The organism is Lysobacter sp. 05T417 (assembly GCF_056396405.1).
Genome location: NZ_JBFTLK010000001.1, coordinates 214532 through 234655 on the forward strand (window position 1 = coordinate 214532; position 20124 = coordinate 234655).

At 67.0% G+C, this 20124-nt stretch carries 15 protein-coding genes and 1 pseudogene; 4 read left to right on the forward strand and 12 right to left on the reverse strand.

Annotated features, from left to right (window positions below):
* Positions 1-2: 2 nt before the first annotated feature.
* From AC1DER_RS00915 to AC1DER_RS00955, 9 genes and pseudogenes are all read right to left on the reverse strand, one after another.
* Positions 3-1163, reverse strand: a complete 1161-nt coding sequence (locus AC1DER_RS00915; protein ID WP_477244377.1) for a glycosyltransferase family 4 protein — start codon at positions 1161-1163, stop codon at positions 3-5.
* Positions 1164-1391: 228 nt separating this feature from the next.
* Positions 1392-2615 carry a right-handed parallel beta-helix repeat-containing protein gene (locus AC1DER_RS00920; RefSeq protein ID WP_441814510.1) on the reverse strand — a complete coding sequence of 408 codons (1224 nt, stop codon included), beginning with the start codon at positions 2613-2615 and terminating at the stop codon, positions 1392-1394.
* A gap of 287 nt (positions 2616-2902) precedes the next feature.
* Complete coding sequence (locus tag AC1DER_RS00925; protein ID WP_477244379.1) at positions 2903-4018, reverse strand: right-handed parallel beta-helix repeat-containing protein; 1116 nt, start codon at positions 4016-4018, stop codon at positions 2903-2905.
* Positions 4002-5447: an asparagine synthase-related protein gene (locus AC1DER_RS00930; protein ID WP_477244381.1), complete on the reverse strand. Its 1446-nt coding sequence runs from the start codon at positions 5445-5447 to the stop codon at positions 4002-4004. The genes AC1DER_RS00925 and AC1DER_RS00930 overlap by 17 nt, the downstream gene beginning before the upstream one ends.
* Positions 5448-5452: 5 nt before the next feature.
* Positions 5453-7711 (reverse strand): polysaccharide biosynthesis tyrosine autokinase, encoded by a 2259-nt coding sequence (locus AC1DER_RS00935; protein WP_477244383.1) that lies wholly within the window; start codon positions 7709-7711, stop codon positions 5453-5455.
* A gap of 55 nt (positions 7712-7766) precedes the next feature.
* On the reverse strand, positions 7767-10151 hold the full coding sequence (locus tag AC1DER_RS00940; RefSeq protein ID WP_477244385.1) for a UDP-N-acetylglucosamine 2-epimerase: 2385 nt from the start codon (positions 10149-10151) through the stop codon (positions 7767-7769).
* Between the two features lie 277 nt (positions 10152-10428).
* Positions 10429-10848, reverse strand: a complete 420-nt coding sequence (locus tag AC1DER_RS00945) for a low molecular weight protein-tyrosine-phosphatase (protein ID WP_477244387.1) — start codon at positions 10846-10848, stop codon at positions 10429-10431.
* A 36-nt stretch (positions 10849-10884) separates the two neighbouring features.
* Positions 10885-11730, reverse strand: a pseudogene (gene ligD, locus AC1DER_RS00950) (non-homologous end-joining DNA ligase); the annotation flags it as partial.
* A gap of 127 nt (positions 11731-11857) precedes the next feature.
* Positions 11858-12559: a pirin family protein gene (locus AC1DER_RS00955; protein ID WP_477244389.1), complete on the reverse strand. Its 702-nt coding sequence runs from the start codon at positions 12557-12559 to the stop codon at positions 11858-11860.
* A gap of 119 nt (positions 12560-12678) precedes the next feature.
* Between AC1DER_RS00955 and AC1DER_RS00960 the strand changes: the two genes are divergently transcribed.
* Together AC1DER_RS00960 and AC1DER_RS00965 are read left to right on the forward strand one after the other, a co-directional pair.
* Positions 12679-13599, forward strand: a complete 921-nt coding sequence (locus AC1DER_RS00960; RefSeq protein WP_477244391.1) for a LysR family transcriptional regulator — start codon at positions 12679-12681, stop codon at positions 13597-13599.
* Between the two features lie 155 nt (positions 13600-13754).
* On the forward strand, positions 13755-14183 hold the full coding sequence (locus AC1DER_RS00965) for a DoxX family protein (protein ID WP_441814502.1): 429 nt from the start codon (positions 13755-13757) through the stop codon (positions 14181-14183).
* A gap of 27 nt (positions 14184-14210) precedes the next feature.
* Here the strand turns inward: AC1DER_RS00965 and AC1DER_RS00970 are convergent, their stop codons facing one another.
* From AC1DER_RS00970 to ligD (AC1DER_RS00980), 3 genes are read right to left on the reverse strand one after another with little or no spacing between them, the layout of a single operon-like run.
* Positions 14211-15035, reverse strand: a complete 825-nt coding sequence (locus AC1DER_RS00970; RefSeq protein WP_477244393.1) for a tetratricopeptide repeat protein — start codon at positions 15033-15035, stop codon at positions 14211-14213.
* A gap of 21 nt (positions 15036-15056) precedes the next feature.
* Positions 15057-15953, reverse strand: a complete 897-nt coding sequence (ku, locus tag AC1DER_RS00975) for a non-homologous end joining protein Ku (protein WP_477244395.1) — start codon at positions 15951-15953, stop codon at positions 15057-15059.
* A 20-nt stretch (positions 15954-15973) separates the two neighbouring features.
* Positions 15974-18694, reverse strand: coding sequence for a DNA ligase D (ligD, locus tag AC1DER_RS00980; protein ID WP_477244397.1), 2721 nt, complete (start codon positions 18692-18694; stop codon positions 15974-15976).
* Between the two features lie 25 nt (positions 18695-18719).
* Here ligD (AC1DER_RS00980) and AC1DER_RS00985 point away from each other — a divergent pair, with 25 nt between their 5' ends.
* Positions 18720-19445: a DUF72 domain-containing protein gene (locus AC1DER_RS00985; RefSeq protein WP_441814498.1), complete on the forward strand. Its 726-nt coding sequence runs from the start codon at positions 18720-18722 to the stop codon at positions 19443-19445.
* Positions 19442-20119 (forward strand): alpha/beta hydrolase family protein, encoded by a 678-nt coding sequence (locus AC1DER_RS00990; protein ID WP_477244400.1) that lies wholly within the window; start codon positions 19442-19444, stop codon positions 20117-20119. The genes AC1DER_RS00985 and AC1DER_RS00990 overlap by 4 nt, the downstream gene beginning before the upstream one ends.
* Positions 20120-20124: the final 5 nt, after the last annotated feature.

The following is a 20124-nucleotide window of genomic DNA, read 5'->3' on the forward strand; positions in this document are numbered from 1 at the left end:
TCTCATCCGGCCACGGGCGCGCGTGCCTGCAGCGGCACGGTCAACAGCTCTTCGTAGACATCGAGGGTGCGACGGATGACGATGCGCTCATCGAACTGGCGCAGGGCCCGTTCGCGGGCGTTGGCGCCCAACGCGGCGAGCAGCTCGCGGTCGTCATCGAGTTGCGCGAGCAGGTCGGCCAGCGACTGCGCATCGCGCGCAGGCACCCGCAAGCCGTCGCTGCCGTGGTCGGTCACGACCTCGCGGCAACCGGGCAGGTCGGTAGTGATCAACGCCAGTCCAGCGGCGGCGCCCTCGATCAGGCATCGCGGCACGCCCTCGCGGTAATAGCTCGGCAACGCCATCACGTCGACGGTGGCCAACAGGGCGGGCATGTCCTCGACGTGACCGAGCCACCGCAGCAGTCCCTCGTCGTGCCAGGCCTGGGCTTCCTCGGCGGTGATGGAGTGGGGATTGCCCGGGTCTGGCGTTCCTGCGAGCACGAACTCGATGTCGCGCCCGCTCTGGCGCAGCAGGCGCGAGGCTTCGGCGAACTCGGCGACGCCCTTCTCGCGCAGCAGTCGCGCAGCCAGCAGCACGCGCAGCGTGCCTCCACCCTCGCGCGGGGTGGGGCGGAAGCGCTGGGTATCGACACCGGAGCTGCGGATCAGCCGGATCCTGTCGCCCGGGACGAGGCGGGCATCCACCAGCGCCTGCGCGTCGTCGGGGTTCTGCAGAATCACGCGCGAGTGACCGTGACCCAGCGTGGTCCGCATCAGGGTGCTGACAATCGGCCGCAGCATTCTTGCCTTGAAGCTGTCGCTGGCGAACACGTAGCCCATGCCGGCGACGGCGTTGATGACCGCAGGTATCCGCGCCATCCGTGCCGCCATCGCGCCGTACACCGCGCATTTGACGGTGAAGTTGTGCAGAAGGTCTGGCCGCTCGCTTCTCAGCACTCCCACCAGTTCGCGTAGCGTATGCAGCTCGCGCAGCGGGTTCAGGCTCGCCCGGTCCATGGCAAGTTGCCGCCAGCCGATTCCGTGCTCATGGAATCGTTCGCCAAAATCGCCGGGTGGCGAGACCATCACCACTTCGGCGCCGTGTGCCCTCAGCTGCAGGGCAGTCGACAATCGGAAGTTGTAGAGGTACCAGTCGGTATTCGCAAAAAAAACAATACGCATCGGCAAGCGGAGTGCCGTGCATCGCCGTGCTGCTTCGGTTCGCGATGCAGTGGCACTGTTCGATGGAGGGATAAGGATTGTATCGATGCAACCTTGCCAGGCTGTAAACGACACGATCACTTTCCACATCCGCGGATGAACGAATCCGGCAAGGCGCGCGGGAAAGCACGCCAGAACGCATGCGGCCGGCAAAAGCCGGCCGCGTGCGTCATGCGGTTTTCAGAATCGTTACTTGGCGTACTGGTTGGTCGTCACACGCAGGTCGACGCAGTCGGTGGTGGCCTGGATATGGGCGCCGTTGCCGTTGTTTCCGTCCACCAGTCCAGTCATGGACACCAGCGGGTTGGTGGCGGTGCTCACCCCGTGCATGCGCGTGTGATTGTTGCGGAACGTGTTGCCACTGACCTGGTAGGACTTCGTCGCCGAGCGCAGCATCACGCCCATCAGGTAGTTGTGCTGGAACTTGTTCTGGGCGATGTAGCCACTGACCGGGGCGATCGTCAGGATTCCGTAGCCGCCGTTGTACTCGACCGTGCAACTCTTGATGGTGACGCCGTTGACGCGCTTGTAGACCTGGATGCCGTTGCCCTGGTTCTTGCGGATCAGGCAGTTCTCGATGTGCACTGTCGTGCACGTGCCCAGGTCGTCGGCGTCGGGCTCGATGTCGATGCCACAACCCGGGTCGATGCCGGTGTTGTTGCTGAACTCCGAATCGTAGACCTTGACCTCGCTGGAACGTCCGATCGACAGACCCTGGCGGCGGTTGCCGGTGGAGACCACGTTGGCGATGACGATGCCCTGCGAAGGAACGGTGGGCTGGTTGGTGACCATGGCGCCGCCGATGGAGATGCCGTCGCCCCAGCACTTGGAGAGGTGGATGTCGCGGATGGTCACGCGCGAGGAACCGCGGACCATGATGGCGTGGCCCCATTCGCCGGTGGTGCCGAGGTGGTTGTCGCGGTCGCCGACGATCTGGCCGCCGGAGATCTCGACATCGCTGACCTTGTAGACCATGACCACGTAGGCGCGCTCGGCGCTGTTGCGCTTGGCGGCCAGCTTGGCGCCGTCGGCCAGTTGCAGGTGCATGCGGCTGCGCAGGCGCAGGTTGCGGGTCGGGTCGATGACGTAGGTGCCGGCGGGGATCAGGATCGTGCCGCCGTCGGAGGGCAATGCGTCGATGGCCGCCTGGATGGCGGTGGTGTCGTCGTGAATGCCATCTCCGTACGCGCCGCGGTTGCGGACGTTGAGCACGGCCGCGCCGCGTGCGCGTGTGGGTGGCGCATAGGCCGCTTCGACACTGCTGCCAGTTCCGGCGAGCGCACGCGAGATGCCGGTGGCGGTGAGTACGCCCGGAACCGCCGCAAAGAGGGAGCGGCGGAGGAAGTCGCGGCGACCGTTGTGGGCATGCTCGCTGGTGGTGCGCGTGACGCGCTTTAGTCTTCTGTCTTTCACGTATGGGGTTCCTGGGCCAGCCCCTGTCCGGCCGTGCTTCGAAAGTTCGCAGCCGCACGTCTGAACGTGCGCCGCTTCGTTCGTCACTTCACACTCATTTTCGTGACTTGCGCGAATCTAGCGCAGCGATGCTTAACTGCAGGCTCCGATTGCCATATCTGTGCGCGTGCGCAAGAAACGAAAGCATGCTTGTTCAGCTTGAGCCGCATTCAAGTTCATGACTGTGCATTCATTCATGAACCTGTAGAGGCGATTGCGCGGAACCGCCCGGGCACGGCGGGCATCGACTAGTTGCGATAGCGGTTGTCGTCGGTGACGTGGATCGCCTGCGCTTTCCCGGCAATCGATACGTGCCTGTTGCGCGGCAGCGACTTCCTCGACTTCGCGCTGTAGGCCGGCCCGTTATCGGCGAACTCGTTGCGACTGACCGATATCTCGCGCGCCCCAGGACGCAGGCTGACGCCACCCAGGGCGTTGTCGCGGATCAGGTTGTCGCGGATCACGCAGCCACTGGCGGCTATCGCCAGCACGCCATGGCCGCGATTGGCTTCGATCGTGCAGTCGCGGATGGTCACGCCCGATACCCGCTTGAACAACTGGATGCCGGCGCCCTGGTTCCTCGCCACCACGCAGTTACCGATGATCACATCGTCGGCGACGTCGCCCGCATCCGGTTCGACATCGATGCCGCAGCCGGGCAGGGTGCCGCCGGTGTCGCTGAAGGTGGAATCGTAGACGCGGACACGCCTTGAGCGGCCGATGGTCAGGCCCTGGCGACGGTTGCCGACGCACTGGACGCGCGCGATCACCACGTCGCGGCTTGGCACGATGGCACCGTTCCCCGTCCTGGCCCCACCAATGGAGATGCCATCGCCCCAGCAATGCGAGACATGCACGTCGCGGACGGTGACGGCCGATGCGCCGCGGATCATGATCCCGTGGCCCCATTCGCCGGTGGAACCGTGGTGCGCGTCGCGCTCGCCGATGATGCGGCCGCCGGAGATCTCGACGTCGCTGATGGCCTCGGCGGTCAGCACATACGCGCGTTCGGCCGCGTTGGCCTTGGCCAGCAGCCGCACGCCCGGCGCCAACTCCAGGTGCATGCGACTGCGCAGGCGGATGCTCCGCACCGGATCGATCAGATAGTCGCCAGCGGGTACCTGGACGGTGCCGCCAGTGGCAGGCAACGCATCGACAGCACTTTGAAATGCGAGTGTGTCGTCGTGCCCGCCGTCGCCCTGTGCTCCGTGCTGGCGCACGTCGATCCGCGTCGCCCCGCGACCGCGCGCGGGCACGTTGCCGGAAGCACCTGCAGCCGCACCAGCCGGGATGGCGAGCGCCAGCGGAAGCAGCGCGCAGCCGCGCAGCAGCACGCGGCGGCCGTGGTCAATGGCTGGCGGCATCCGTCTGCGCCTGTGCCGTGCCGTCGGCGCCATGCAGGGCGGCCTGCCTGCGCGATTCCAGCCACGGCAGCACGATCGCCAGCAGGTAGAACTTGGACGCGTGGTACTTGTTGTCCAGGCGCTTGCGATTGCGCTCGAGCCAGCCGCCGGCGCCCGGCAGCAGGTCGCGAGACTGGCGGGCGAACTCCAGTACCTGGTCGAAGCGTTGCTGCGCCAGACCGCGCAGGTCGAAGCGGAAGCTGCCCTTGCCCTGCACGTAGGGAAGCTCGCCGAAACGGGTGGCGATGTGCTGGCGAATGAGCAGTTTGTTGAGCTGGGTCTTCGGGTCGACCTTTTCGTAGCGGGGCACTTCGCGATGGATCCATTCGCGCAAGGTGAGATCGCAGAACGGGTACGCCGCCTGCAGCGACAGCGCGCTGGCGGTGTACAGGCCCTTGGCGAAGGCGCCGGCCGAACCGGCGATCGATGTCGACATGTCGCGCCATTCCGCCGGCGTGGTGGCCGATCCGATCTCGTCCAGGAACAGGTCCAGGCGCTGACGCGATTGCCGCGCGATGTCCCGGCCGAACAGTTCATCGACCTCGTCATCGCTGAAGCGCGAACCGGGGAAGACCCGCTCGATCGGATTCATCTGCAGCGTGCTGAGCAGGTAGCACAGGCGGAAGCTGCGATCGACCAGCGGCAGTTCCGCCACCCGCGGCGACAGGTTGATGTCGCGTGCCAGGCGCGCCAGCAAGTGCTGGCGACGGTTCATCGGCGTGCCGAAGTAGCTGTCGGCGCCGAGCCCGTCGATGACGCCGTCACCGCCGCGGGCCGCGACCTCGGTGCCCAGGTCGACGCAGGAGAGCAGGGCGAAATCGGCGGTCAGCAAGGGCATCCGGTCGACCGCCGCCAGATAGCGGTCATAGGCGCGGGCGGGGTCGCAGACGAGCACTTCGTGGCGCAGGCCGAGCGTGCGCGCGACATGCGACGCCGATTCGACCTCGTTCTCTTCGCGTCCGCCCAGGTAGGTGATGCAGGTCGTGTCCGGCCGGGCCTCGGCAATGGCTATGGCCAACGTGGTGGAGTCCTTGCCGCCGCTCTGCAGCAGCCAGGGCGCGCGCATGCCCGCGCAACTGCGACGGATCGAATCGCACAGCAGGCGGTGGTAGCCGCCGACCCAGTCCTGGTCGAAGCGGGGCTCCTCGGGCACTTCGCCGGCATTGCGGAACTTGAAGCGGAACTGCGGCGATTCATGCATGTCGTCACGCGGGCAGAATCCGAACGTCACCAGGCGCACGCCCTGCAGGATCGAGAAGGGCGGATAGACAAAAGCATTTCGCAGCAGGTCGGCGACGGAGACCAGGTCGACTGGCGGCGATGCGGGCGAAGCGAGCGGCGAAAAGTCGGGAATCCCGTAGTACGGCGACATCGTGATCTGGGTTCGCATCGGCCTCACCTCGCCGCCGTCGGGTTACGAAGCGGCTGATAGTCGTAGTAGCTGTAGGTGTATTGGCCCGAGCCGTGCTTCTGCACCGCGTTGAAGATCGCGCCGCGGACATCGACACCGTTCTGCTCAAGGCGCTGCTTCGCCATGGCGATCTCGCGTTGCTGGTTCAGGCCCCAGCGCACGACCATCAGGCAGGTGCCGACGTGGTGGCCGATCACCGCCGCATCGGTCACTGCCAGCACCGGCGGGGTATCGATCACGACGACGTCGTAGATCTCGGCCAGCTCTTCGAGCAGGGAACCGAAGCGCGGGTGCATCAGCAGTTCGGAGGGATTGGGCGGGATCGCGCCGCGCGAAATGAAGGTCATGTTGTCGGTGCCCGGGACCCGGCGCAGCGCCTGCTCCAGGTCGATCTGGCCGGAGATCAGTTCCGACAGGCCGCCTTCGGAGCGCACGCCGATGGCGTGGTGCAGGGTGCCGCGACGCATGTCGGCATCGATCAGCAGTACGGTCTGGCCGGCCTGGGCGATGGTCACGGCGAGGTTGGCGCAGACGAAGGTCTTGCCGACGCCGGGACTGGGCGCGGCGATCATCAGCATGTTGTTCTTCATCTCCAGTCGCGCGAAGTGCAGGCTGGTGCGCAGGCTGCGCAGCGCCTCCATCGCCAGGTCGGTCGGCGAGCGCAATGCCAGCAGGCGCTGGCCGTCGCGGCGGAAACGGCGCGGACGCGTGGCGATCTGGTGGCCCTTGGCGCTGAAGGGGATCGAGGCGTAGACCGGCAGGCCGAGCAGCTCGATGTCGACCGGATCTTCGACACCGCGCTTGAACATCTGCCGCAGCAGCACGAAGGCGACCATGAACATGGCGCCGATCAGGGTGCCGCCGGCCACGACCAGCAGCGGCTTCGGCCATGCCGGGCTGTCCATGTTGACGTCGGCCGGGTCGATCACGCGGGCATTGCCGATCGCGCTGGCGCGGGCGATGTTGAGCTGCTGCGCCTGGTCGAGCAGGTTGGCATAGGTCGCGTTGGTGACTTCGACGTCGCGGTTGAGGCGGAACAGGCCCTGCTGGGTGTCGGGCAACTGGCTCAGGCGCGACATCAGCTTGGCCTTCTCTGCCTGGAACTGGCCGATCTGGCGCTGCAGCGACTCATACACCGGATGGGCGGTGGTGAAGCGGCTGGCGATGTCGGCGCGCTGCACCAGCAACTGCTGGATGCTCGCGTCCAGGGCGATGCTCTGGTCGAGCAGGGCCTTGTTCTGGACGGCGACGTCGAGCGTGCCGGTGCGGCTCTGGAAGTTGTTGAGCGCGGCCTGTGCGTCGGCCAGTTCGCGACGCACATTGGGCAGCTGCTCGGTCACGAACTGCAGGCGCTTGGCGGCTTCGGCGGAATTGCGCGCGACGTTCTGGCGGGAGTAGGCCTGGGTGATCTCCTCGAGCACCTGCTTGGCCCGCACCGGATCGGAGTTGGAGTAGGTCAGGGCGATCACGCCGGAGTTGCGGCCCTGCTCGGTGACGGTGATCTTGCTCTTGAGGTCGGCCATGATCGCCATCGGGTTCAGGCGCTTCACCTCGAAACGAGTGCCCGGATTGGCGGCCAGCGTCTTGACCTCGATGCTGGCGCCGCCGCCGCTGACCGGACCCTGTCCGGCGCGCCCCTGCAGCATTGCCTTGCCGTCGGGGTCGAACAGCGTGAAGCGGCCGCGCTCTCCGGCGACCAGCTGCAGCGGCACGTCAACCAGCGTATCGGGGAGATCGAGTCGGCCCAGCTGGATCTTCTCGCCGCCCCAGCCGTACTGGCTGAGGCCGAACATCGGCGCCGCCAGCGCATCGGGTTGTATGAGCTGCTGGCCACGCGCCAGCAGATCGCCGATGACCGGTACGCGCACCGGCTTGGCGGAGATGTCCAGGTCGAGCTTCGTCATCGCTTCGCCGAGCACGCGGCGTGAGGTGAGCAGCTGCGATTCGGTGGCCGCCGGGGCATCGATCGACGGCGGCGCCTGCGGTGCATTGCCGGCGCTCAGGCCCGGTACGGTCGGTGGCCGGCTTTCAACCTGGACCACGGCGTTGGCTTCGTACTGCGGCGTGGCCAGCAGCACGTAGACGGCGCTGACGGCGAAGAACAGCATCGTGCCGAACAGGATCGACCACTTGTGCTCGCTGAGCGTGGTCACGAGGGTCGGGATGTCGATGTCGTCTTCCCGGATCGTGGTGGCGGGGACCGAATAGGCGGAATCGGCCTTGGTCATCAGATGGGTAGCCATGATTCGTCACCATTGCGAGCGAAAGGGGGAGGTGAGAGGGCGGGGCGGCGAGGCGTCATGAGGCCTCCCACGCGCTACCGATGCCGTGGTGGTTTGGCGAACCTGCGTCCTGTGACAGGGTTCCTGGGAGGTGGGCTACAGGACGCAGGACCGCCAAGGCATCGGCGATGCGCTGGCACGCATCGCCTTCGTCGAGGTCGCCGGCGGCGATTTCCGGGGGCGTCAGCGGCGGATCGCGGCTGAGCAGATGCAGCAGGTTGTTGCAGATGGAGTCCGGATCGGTGCCCAGCAGATGGATGCGGCCATTGCCCTGCACGTCACGGTGCGGCTGCAACGCCAGCAGCGGAACCGCCATGGCCATCGCCTCGACCTCGATGTCGCGATGGGCGAAGGCAAGGTGTGCGCGTTCGAGCAGGTAGACCGATGCGAGGTAGTCGGGCTGCCCGATCGAATGCATGTTGGGCGGCAGCTGCGCCGGATCGAGGCCGTGCAGGTCCAGGTCGACGCAGACCACGTCGATGTCGGGGCGCTCCATCGCAACCTCGAGGAGCGAGCCGACCACGAGATCGGCGTGGTCGTCGGCGAATCCGCCGGCAAGCATCAGCAGCAATGGATGGCCACGACGCAGGAACCCGTAGCGCAGGCGCAGGTCGGTGCGGCAATCGGCGTCCCAGCGCAGGTGGTCCAGCGCCGCGCGCAATGTGTCGATCGCCGTGTTGCCGGCGACGAGCACGCGATCGGCGGCGACGCCTTCGGCGACCAGCTGCCGACCCGTGGTCGTGCTCGGCGCGACGTGCAACGCCGCCAGTGCGCGGGCGATGCGTCGGCCGGGATCGTCGCCGGGACTGGCGGCAACGTCGGTCAGGCCGCTGTCGATGCATACCACCGGTACGTGCCGATAGTGCGCCGCCAGCGTGGCGGCAAGCGTGGCGGGCGTGTCGCCCGGCACCAGCACCAGGTCGGGCTGGACGTCGCTCATCACGCGCTGAAGGCTCCCCAGCGCGTTGGAGGTGGTCTCGGCGGGGTCTTCGCCGTGGGGCACGTCGAGTTCGACGTCGGCGACGAGGTCGAACAGGCTCAATACCTGCGTTGCGCTGCGCTCGGGAACCGCAGTCACGCAGACGGTCGATTCGAAGCGGTCATCGCGTGCCAGTTGCTGCGCGATGGGCGCGATATGGACGGCATCGGGCGAGTCGGCAAGGACGCACAGGGTCCTCATCGGCGCCACCGCGGCAGTGGTCTGCTCCTGGCCGGCCTCGGGATCGGTGCGGCTGGCATGGGCCGGGACGGGATCGAACAGGTCGTCCTCGAAGCGCGCCAGTTCGGTGATGAAGGTGGCTTCGTGGTCGTTGCCGCTGAAGGCCATGACCAGGCCCACGCCGTTGCCGGGCAGCGGCGAGGGCCACACCGTGCGCACCCTGGCGAGCAGTTGCGGCGTGCCCCAGACATGCGCGGCGAGGACGGCGAAGAACGCCACCAGGCTCACCATCTCCGGCGCATTGCGCAGGGCATAGCCGATGAACACCAGTACGCCGCTGACGCCGAGCATTGCCAGCAAGGCCATCCGCGGCTGCAGGCCGGTATCGAGCAGCAGGTGATGCAGGTGCTGGCGATCGGCGCGGAACGGCGACCGGCCCGCGCGCATGCGCCGGTACATCACCGCCGCGGTGTCCATCACCGGCAGGGCGACGCACCACAGCACATCGACCGGCGCCAGGCGCTCGATGCGCTCGTGGCTCATGTAGATCAGGCTCCAGGCCAGCAGGAACCCGATCAGGGTGCTGCCGGCGTCGCCCATGAAGATCTTGCGGCCGTCCGGCCAGCCCAGGTTGACGAACAGGTAGGGGATCAGCGCGAAGAACAGCACCTGCAGCAGGAACACCACGCCCGGCATCGACCACGGACTGTCATCGAACAGCATGATCGCGCCGATGCTGACCATCGCCACGGTGGCGGCGAGGCCATCGATGCCGTCGAGCATGTTGAACGCGTTGATGAGGCCGATCACGGCAACGACCGTGAACGGGATCCCGAGCACGCCCAGGCCCAGGCGATCGGCTCCAAACAACTGCCCCAGGTCGTGCACGTAGTAACCGGACATGGCGATCACCAGCCCGGTTGCGCCGGCTTCCACCAGCAGTCGCGCACGCACGCTCAGGTCGCTTGCGTCATCGAGTGCGCCGGCCACGACGATCAGCGCCGAGGCGGCCATCAGGCTGGTGACGAACCCGTCGAAGTATCCCAGATAGCTCAGTCCCACCACCGTGCCGATGAAGAAGCACAGGCCGCCGATCAGCGGGATATGACCGCGATGGTGCTTTCTGCCATTGGGCTTGTCGACCAGTCCCATCCGGCGCGCCCACGGGCGCATGGAGAAGATCGCGAAGAGGGTGACGGCCAGGGCAATGGCACTGGCTGCGACTAACTTTGGATCCTTCATGCACGCACCTCGGAATGAGCCTTGGGTGTTGATTCCGTGTGCATGCGCACCCACAACAACCACATCGCTCCTGGCGCGGGAAATTCTTCGTGCGTGTGGGCGTCAATGCCGTTCCGCCGCGCCAGGTACCGGCACGAATCTAGGTGCGCGTTGTTGACGGACAGATGAAAGCACGCCGATTTATTTGAACGAATTCGCCGCCGTGCTTTGCGAAGGTTCAGTTCGATGAATGGTTCACTTCATCTCTACAACGATGAAGCGTGTTTGTTCGAACAGGTCACAGACGCGATCGCCATTGCTCGATAGCGGCATCGATGAGTTCGTACGCGCGATCGAATTTTTCCTGTGCGCGACGATGCGGATCGGCGATGTCGCGGCCATCGGTCCATCGCGAGAACAGGTGAACCCGGCCGCGAAGCGTGGGCGAAAGCGCCAGCAATGCGGCGACCTGGCGCTTTTCCATCGCCAGCACCAGTTCCGCGCGTTCGATGTCGGCGATGGTGATCTGGCGTGCGATGTGATTGCTGGCGCTGAGCCCATGGGCAAGCAGCGTGCGTTCGGCGGCGGCGTCGACCGGGGATCCCGTCATTGCCGCAAGGCCGGCCGAGTCGATCTCGGCGTCAGCGAGGCGATGACGAAACATCGCCGCCGCCATCGGACTGCGGCAGATGTTGCCCTTGCATACGATCAGGATCATGCGATCAGGCATGCGCGTTGCCGGCGAGCGCGGTCGCTAGGCCGGCGGCACGGTCTGGCGCACGCGGGTGAATCCCTCCCACGGATCGGCCTTGAGCGAATCGGCACGCCGTGCCGCCTTGCGCAGGTCGAACGCGCCCGGCTGGCGGATGCGGGCGAGTTCCTCCCAGGTGACCGGCATGCACACCGGTGCGCCGGCCCTGGCGCGCAGCGACCAGCTGGCGACGCTGGTGGCGCCGCGCGTGTTGCGCAACCAGTCGATGAAGATGCGGCCCTCGCGCGCGGCCTTCGAGGCGTGGGCGATATAGCGCTGCGGCGACGCGGCGACCATGGCGTCGGCGAAGGCCTCGCAGAACGCCTTGGCCTGTGCCCAGTCGGCCTTCGCGCGCACCGGCACGACGACGTGCAGTCCCTTGCCGCCGGACAGGCGCACCCAGCTGCGCAGGCCGGCCTCGGCCAGCCGGTCGCGGACATCGCGCGCGGCTGCCTTGACCTGTGCCCAGGTGATGCCTTCGGCGGGATCGAGATCGAAGACGAGGCGATCGGGGTGCTCGACTTCGTTGGTTCTCGCGCCCCACGGATGGAACTCCAGGGCATTCATCTGCACCAGGTCGAGCAGACCGTCCAGATCCTCGATGTAGATGTAGTCGCCGGTGCCCGACGTTTCGCTCAGGGTGATCGAATGGACATTGGCGCCGAGCGAATCGGCATGGTGCTTCTGGAAGAAGCACGCGGCATCGGCGCCGTCCGGGCAGCGCAGCAGCGACAGGGGTCGTCCGGTGATCTCCGGCAGCAGCCAGCGTGCGACGACGCCGTAATAGGCGGCGACATCGCCCTTGCTGATTCCGGCATCCTCGTAGACGACCCGCTCGGGACTGGTCAGCCTTCGTGCTGTCATGCTGGGACTTTCCGGTGCCCCATGTTGGCGATCGGTGAAAGGGGCCTGGCTGCGATTCAGTTTGGCGCGACGGCGGCATGCTGCCGCCATCGCCCCTAGCATCACTGCCGCATCAGGCGGCGGTGTCCACCAGGACCAGCTCGACGTCTTCCAGCGCGGTCACCGTGAGCGTGCGCTCGTTGCGGACCGCGGCGCCGTCGCGCGCTTCCAGGCGCACGCCGTTGACCTCCGCCGTGCCCTTGGCCGGGACCAGATAGGCGAAACGCTCCTCGCCCAGCTCGTACTGCACGGTCTCGCCGGCGGCAAGGGTCAGGCCCAGCACCCGGGCATCGGCACGGATCGGCAGCGCGTCATCGTCGCCCTCGGCGCCACTGGCCAGGACCACGAAGCGGCCTGCGCGGTCGCCCTTGGGGAAAGGCTTGGCGCCCCAGGTCGGAGCACCGCCGCGCTGGTCGGGGATGATCCAGATCTGGAAGATCCGGGTGGTGCCCGGCTCGAGGTTGTACTCGGCATGCTGGATGCCGGTGCCCGCGCTCATCACCTGCACGTCGCCGGCTTCGGTGCGGCCACGGTTGCCCAGGTTGTCCTGGTGCGTTATCGCGCCTTCGCGGACGTAGGTGATGATTTCCATGTCCGAGTGCGGGTGCGGCGGGAAGCCGGTGTTGGCGGCGATGGTGTCGTCGTTCCAGACACGCAGCGCGCCCCAGCCCATGCGCCCGGCATCGTGGTAGCTGGCAAATGAGAAATGGTGCTTGGCGTCGAGCCAACCGTGGTTGGCTCCACCCAGGCCGTTGAAGGGGCGACGCTCGATCATGGTGAAACTCCTGTGGGGGACCCCGTGGCAATCACGGGGATCCGGCTGACCGACAAGATAGGCGCCCGCGAACAGGATTAGAATGGAACCAATCGAAAAGGATAGTTTCCAGAATCGACATGCAGAAACTGCCCGACCTGGAGGCCTGGGCGATCTTCGCCAAGGTCGCCGAAACCGGATCGTTTGCCCGCACCGCGGCCGACCTCGGCCTGTCGCAGGCCACGGTATCGAAGGCCATCACCCGGCTGGAGACGCGCCTGAAGACGGTGCTGTTCCATCGCACCTCGCGGCGGATGTCGCTGACTGAAAGCGGCCGCGGCGCGCTCGAACGCGCCACCCGCATTCTCGCCGAAGGCGAAGCGGTGGAGGCGGAGGTCACCGCCCAGGCCGCCAGTCCGCGTGGCCTGGTGCGGCTGGCGGTGCCGATGTCGTTCGGCGTGGCGCACCTGGCGCCGGTGTTGCCGGAGTTCATGCGGCGCTATCCCGACATCGCCTTGGAAGTCGACTTCGACGACGGTTTCGCCGACCTCGTCGGCGGGGGCTTCGACCTGGCGCTGCGGATCTCGGCCCTGGCCGATTCCAGCCTGCTTGCGCGCAGGTTGTGCGGCGTGCGCGTGCTGCTGGTGGCCACGCCCGAGTACCTGGATGCACACGGCCGCCCGCGCCATCCGCGCGACCTGGCCGACCACGCCGCGCTGTTCTACACGCTGTCGCGCTTCGGCAATGCCTGGCGGTTCCAGCATCGCAGGCACGGCGATTTCTCCATCAGCGTGCAGGCGCCGCTGCGCGTCAACAATGCCGAGGCGATCAATCCGGCGCTGCTTGCCGGGCAGGGGCTGGCGCTGCAGCCGGAGTTCCTGGTCTGGCGCGAGATCAAGTCCGGCAAGCTCGAAGTGGTGATGCCGGACTGGTCACCACCGCCGATCGCGCTGCACGTGGTCACACCACCGGGGCGGGTGCGTCCTGCACGCGTGCAGGTGCTGATCGACCACCTCGTACGCAAATTCGAAAAGGCGCCGTGGGCCGACCGCAGCGAGTGAGTCGCATGCTGGTTTCGTGAAGGCGACGTGAGGAACGCTATCCGACCAAAGTCCAAGCCCGGTATTGCCGGCCTTCGGCGTTGGAGCAGGCAGGAAGCATCGTCGTCCGGCACGGAGCCGGTGACGATGCCGGTCACTGCGCTGAGGAGTTCCTCATGCACGTTGCCAAGGGTTGGTGGTGGCTGGGGCGCGCAGGCCTGTGCCTGCCGTATGCCTGGAGCGGCGTGACCAAGCTGCTGGACTTTCCCGGCGCCGTTGCCGAGCAGGCGCACTTCGGCATGATTCCGCCGGAGCTCTTTGCCGCGTGCGTGATCGTGGTGCAGCTGGGCGGTTGCCTGCTGGTGCTGTTCTGCCGCGGCCGCTGGCGCGCCGGTGGTGCGATCGTGCTGGCCGCCTTCACCGTGCTGGCCACGGTGATCGGCCATGCCTACTGGACGATGTCGGGGATGCAGCGCCTGTACACGCTCAATTCGTTCCTCGAGCACGCCGGGCTGGTCGGCGGATTCGTGCTCATCGCCGCGCAGGCCCTGCACAAGGGCGGGGTCGGTGGCGACGAGGAGGAAGAAGAGGAAGAGGAGGAGTGAGGGAATCGGCGCGGGGATCGCGCCGCCTCATTGCCGCGACGACGTCAGTCGCCGGTACTGCGACATATGCCGGATCGCCTGCCGCGGCTGGTCCAGCGCTTCGTGCAGGAGCGCCAGGTTGTAGTGGCAGTCGGCGAGGGCGGGGTCCTCGCGCAGTGCGGCCTCGTAGGCCTGGATCGCTTCGAGCTTGCGGTCCATGTCGTCCAGCAGCACGCCCAGGTTGTAGAACAGCAGCGGGTCTTCGCCGCCGTGGGCGACTGCCTCGCGATAGACCTGTTCGGCTTCCTCGAAACGGCCGAGCTCGTGCAGCAGGCGACCCAGGTTGATGCGTGCATCCTGGCGTGCCGGCTCGGCGGCGATGGCGCGTCGATAAGCGTTGATGGCCGCCTCACTGGCGGATACCTCGGCGGGCATCGCCCGTTCGGTCGAGTCGGCCGTATCGACCGCGCCCATCGCTGCGACCTGCGCCGACGAAATGGCCGCCGGCTCGATCACCCGCAACGACCCCTGTGCGGGATCGCCTTCGAATGCCAGCACGTATTGCCCCGATTCGGCATGCCAGCGGCTGCCGCCTTCGCGTACGACCACGTGGTCGGCGACCGCACCAATGCTCAGCCCCGACAGCGGCATCTCCTCGGGCAGGCGGCTGCGCAGTTCCTTCAGCGAACGCAGTATCCGCCGCTGCGGCACGTTGGCCGCAGCCAACGCCTGCGCGGTACGCAGCACGATCAGGTCCTGGAACGAGAACAGCCAGGCATTGCGCGGCCCGCGCGTGGGCGCCACGAACCCGGCCGCGACCAGCGAACGGATGGCACTGCGGGGCAGGCGGAGCAGTTTTTCGACATCGCGCATGCCGTAGTGATGCATGTGCGGTTACTTCGCCCTCTTGGCAACCTTGCGCTTGGCCGGCGCCGCTTCGGCCTCGGCGGCCTGCTTGGGCGGTTTGCGCGCGCGTGTCGCTGCCGGCGCCGCGGCCTTGCCCTTGGCAGGGGCGGCGCCCTTCTTCTCGAGGCTGGCGCGAAGCGCTTCCATGAGGTCGATGATCTGCGCGCCACCGCCTGGTTCCTCGGCGACGGTGATCTGCTCGCCTTCGACCTTGCGCTGGATCGCCGCCTCGACGCGCTCGCTGACCTCGTCCTTGTAGGCGCTCGGATCGAAGCGGCTGGACGCCTGCTGGTCGATCAGCTGCTGGGCGAGCTTGAGCTCGGCGTCGCGCACGTCGGTCTTGGGAATGTCGAGGTCGCCGATGGAGCGGACCTCGTTGGCGTACAGCAGCTGCTGCATGACCAGGCCGTCGTCGACCGGGCGGATCATCACGATGTGCTGCTTGCCATGCGAGGCCCAGGTGCCGACCGCGCATCGCTTGGATTCGCGCAGCGCCTTGGCGAACAGCGCATAGGGCTTGGCGCCGCCCTTGTCGGGCGCCAGGTAGTAGGCCTTGTCGAAGTAGACCGGGTCGATCGAGGAGATCGGCACGAACTCGGTGATGTCGGCGCTGTGGGTGCCGGCCTCTTCGAGCGCCTTGAGCTCCTCGGGCGTGAACATGACGTACTGGTCCTTGGCGAACTCGTAGCCTTTCACGATGTCGTTGCGCGCCACCGGAATTTCTTCCCTTGCGCACACGTACTGCTGCTTCAGGCGCGATCCGCAGCCCTTGTGCAGCAGGTTGAAGGAGATCTGCCGGCTGGCCTCGGTGGCCGAATAGAGCTTGACCGGTATGGACACAAGACCGAATGAAACGGTCAGCGACGCAATCGAACGTGCAGCCATGACAGCCTCCGGGCGGGTCGTCAGGCGGGGCCACCCGCCAGGGCGCTCGCCAGGTCCTGCTTGCGTTCCAGGGCATCGCTCCAGCGATCGCCCGTGCGGGACAAACGCTTTACCACATCCGGGATCCGGAAGTCGAGCGGGTGCGCGCTGGCCAGTTCGTCCCAGGTCAGCGGCATCGATACCGGCGCGCCGGGCTCGCCGCGCGGGGAGTAGGCGACGTTCAAGGTCTTGCCGCGCACGTTCATGTTGTGGTCCATGAAGATCCTGCCGGTGCGCTTGGGCACGCTCCATTCCATGGTGATGTCCTTGGGGTGCTGGCGCATGAGGTGGCGGCTGACCAGCTCGGACACGTGCCGGGCGGCGTCAAAATCGAGCGTGCGCCGGATCGGCACGAACACGTGCAGGCCGGTCTTGCCCGAGGTCTTCACGATCGGCTCCAGCGCCATGCCCTGCAGCAGTTCACGCAGCCAGAACGCGACCTGCTTGCCCTTCTCGAACGCGATGGTGTTCAGCTCCGGCTCCGCGCCCGGTGCTTCCTTCCCGGAGTAGATGTAGGGATCGATGTCGAACACGACGTAGTCGGTGTAGTTGAGCACCGAGGCTTCCAGCGACTGCAGCGAGCCGTCGTAGTCGGTCGATGACGACACCGCGTCGGGCCCCGGGCGTGCACGCGAATGCCAGACATGGAACTCCAGCGTTCCCTGCTGCGCCAGCCACAACAGCGTCGGCAGGTTGTTGCACAGCAGGTATTCGTGGTTCTCGTCCTTGTGCGCCGAATAGACGTTCACCGTCTCGACGAAATCCGGCCGCTCCTGCGTCCAGTGCTTCTGGAAGAATCGCTGGCCACCGATGCCGTCGGGCATGCGGATCATCGTCAACGGCCGGTCGGCCAGGTGCGGCAGCATCAGCGGCGCCACCTGGGCCAGGTAGCGCAACAGGTCGCGCTTGGTCTGTGCCGGTTGCTGCAGGGCCTCGACTGCCGGCCAATAGACGCGGTCGAGGTGGGTCAGCCGGACTCGCTGGTCGCCGACGCCCAGTTCGAAGGCATTCTTCGGGCTGTCGAGCGCGGCGAGGATCTCGTCGCCGGCGTTGGCCGGTTGCGCTGGCGCGGTCTTTCCGCGCGCGCGTGGCTTGTCGGCCCGGGCGGCCAGGTCCGGCTCGACCCGCTTGACGGTGCGAGGGTCGATGTCGTCGCGCAGGCGCACGAAGGTCGGTGCGCGCAGCGATCCGTCTTCGGTCCACTGCTGGTAGTTGACCTCGGCCACCAGCTCGGGTTTCACCCAGGTGACCGGTCCGTTCACCAGCGGCGTTTCCACGAAAGGGCACTGGTCGCTGTGCAGCGGCTCCAGCCGCGCCAGCACCTGCCTGAGCGAGCGCTCGTCGAAGCCGGAACCGACGTGGGACGCGTGGCGCAGCTTGCCCTTGTCCCAATAGCCGATCAGCAGCGAGCCCAGTTTCGCCCGCGCGCCCTTGCCGCGCGTGTAGCCGCCGATCACGAACTCGGCGCTGTGGGTCGGCTTGATCTTCAGCCACGCGGGCGAACGCCGGCCGGCTTCATAGACGCTGTCCTTGTGCTTGCCGACCACGCCCTCGAAGCCGCTGGCGAGCGCGGCGGCCTGCAACGCCACGCCATCGCCATCGGCGTGCACCAGATGGATGAGCGGCGAGGGCAACAGGCACTGCGCAAGGTAGCGGCGGCGGTCGCGCCAGGGCGTCGTGCGCAAGTCGATGCCCTCGAAGTGCAGCAGATCGAAGGCGTAGAACAGGGTGGGGCTGGCGCGGTCGGCCGCAGCGATCTCGCGCTCGCCCTTGAGCTGGAAGCGGTTCTGCAAGGCGTTGAAGGACGGCTTGCCGGCGGCGTCGAACGCCACCAGTTCGCCGTCGAGGATGAGCCCGGCCTCGGCCTGTTCGCGCAGTGCGGCGGCCAGTCGCGGGAATGTGCCGGCCAGTTCCAGGCCACGGCGCGAGCGGATGCGCACGCCGTTGCCGTCGACGAAGGCGAGGGCACGGTAACCGTCGAGCTTGGGTTCCCACATCCAGTCCGGGTGCTGCATCGGCGAATCGCCGATCTCGGCGAGCATCGGCTGCAGCTTCGACGGCATGGCGCTGAGTTCACCGTTGGGGGCCAGGCGCGCCGCCGGCATGCGATGCACCGGGGCGACCTTGAGATCGGTCACCGAGTAGCCGGAGAGCACCGACCGCTGCTGCGCGGTGACGTCGGCGGTGGTGACGAAGCGATCCTTGTGTTTGATCAGCAGCCAGGTCTTCGGGTCCTTGGTGCGCACCAGCGCAAAGGACCCTTTGAGCTTCTCGCCGCGCAGCTGGATGCTGAGCTTGCCGGCGGCGATGCCTTCGCGCACGCGGCGTTCGGCCTCGATGCGATCGTGAAACGAGGTCCCGCCCTCATCGGGACTGTAAACGCCGCAGTCCCAGACGATGACCTCGCCAGAGCCATACTGCCCGGGCGGAATCACGCCCTCGAACGAGGCGTAGTCGTAGGGGTGGTCCTCGACGAACACCGCCAGACGCTTCTCGGCCGGGTTCAGTGAAGGTCCCTTCGGCACAGCCCATGACTTCAGCACGCCATCGCACTCCAGGCGGAAGTCGTAATGCAGCGCCCGTGCCTTGTGCTGCTGGACAACGAACAGCAGCGGCCCGCTGCCGGCTTCGACGGCCACCGGCGGCGGTTCCGGGGTGGCATCGAAGCGGCGCTTGGCGGAATATTCGCTGAGCTTTGCCATGTCGGGTGACCGGAGGGTTCGGACCATGACTGCACGACTGCAGGTGGGTGCCAGTGGCTATTCCTACAAGGAATGGAAGGGCAGCTTCTATCCCGAAACCATCAAGCCCGATGCCATGCTGGCGTGGTACGCACAGCGCCTGCCCACGGTCGAGATCAACAATACCTTCTACCGGATGCCCAGGGTGTCGATGCTGGAGCAATGGGCGGCGGCCACCCCCTCGCACTTCCGGTTCGCGATCAAGGCCTCGCGCCACATCACCCACGAGGCGCGGCTCAAGGCCGACGGATCGAGCGAGCCGCTTGCCTACCTTTACCGGCATCTGGAGGCGCTCGGCGACAAGCGTGGGCCGGTGCTGTTCCAGCTGCCACCGTTCCTGAAGAAGGACCTGCCGCGCCTGGTCGACTTCCTGGCGTTGCTGCCGCAAGACCATCGGGCCGTGTTCGAATTCCGCAACGACAGCTGGTTCGACGACGATGTCTACGACGCACTGCGCGGCGCCGGTGCGGCCCTGTGCCTGTCCGAGCGCGAGGACGCCACACCGCCGCCGTTGCACGAGACCTCGAGCTGGGGGTACGTGCGACTGCGCCTGGAACACTACTCGGGGCACGACCTCGCGCGTTGGGTGGAGCGCTTCATGCAGACCGGATGGGACGAGGTCCATGTCTATTTCATGCACGAGCCGACCGCGCCGGAGTACGCGCGCACGCTGATGGAACTGGCGGCGGTGCAGGAAGGGGCCGCGTCATGACCGCCCAGGCGGTCGGCATCGACATCGAATCCGGCGAGCACGTCTCCGGCCTGTTGCAGGTGCCGGAGGATGCCATCGCCTGTTACGTGCTGGCGCACGGTGCCGGTGCGGGCATGACCCATGCGTTCATGGCGGCGGTCGCGGACGGCCTGGCCGCACGCTCGGTGGCGACATTGCGCTACCAGTTCCCGTACATGGAGCGCGGCTCCAGGCGTCCCGATACGCCAAAACTGGCACAGTCGACGGTACGGGCGGCGGTGGCCGAGGCTGCGAGGCGGCTGGCGGGAATGCCCCTGATCGCCGGCGGCAAATCCTTCGGCGGGCGCATGACGTCGCAGGCGCAGTCGGCCGCGCCCCTGGATGGTGTGCGTGGCCTGGCCTTCATCGGCTTCCCGCTGCACCCGGCGGGGAAGCCGTCGGTCGAGCGGGCCGCGCACCTGTCCTTGATCGACGTGCCCATGCTGTTCCTGCAGGGCACGCGCGACGAACTGGCCAGCCTGGAACTGCTCCAGTCCGCGGTGGCGGGGCTGACGGCACCCACGACATTGCAGCTGTTTGCCGACGCCGATCATTCCTTCCACGTGCCGGCCCGGACCGGGCGCAAGGATGCTCAGGTGATGGCGGAGCTGCTCGACGTACTGGCGCTGTGGATCGGCTCGACCGTGACCGGTTGAGTCCG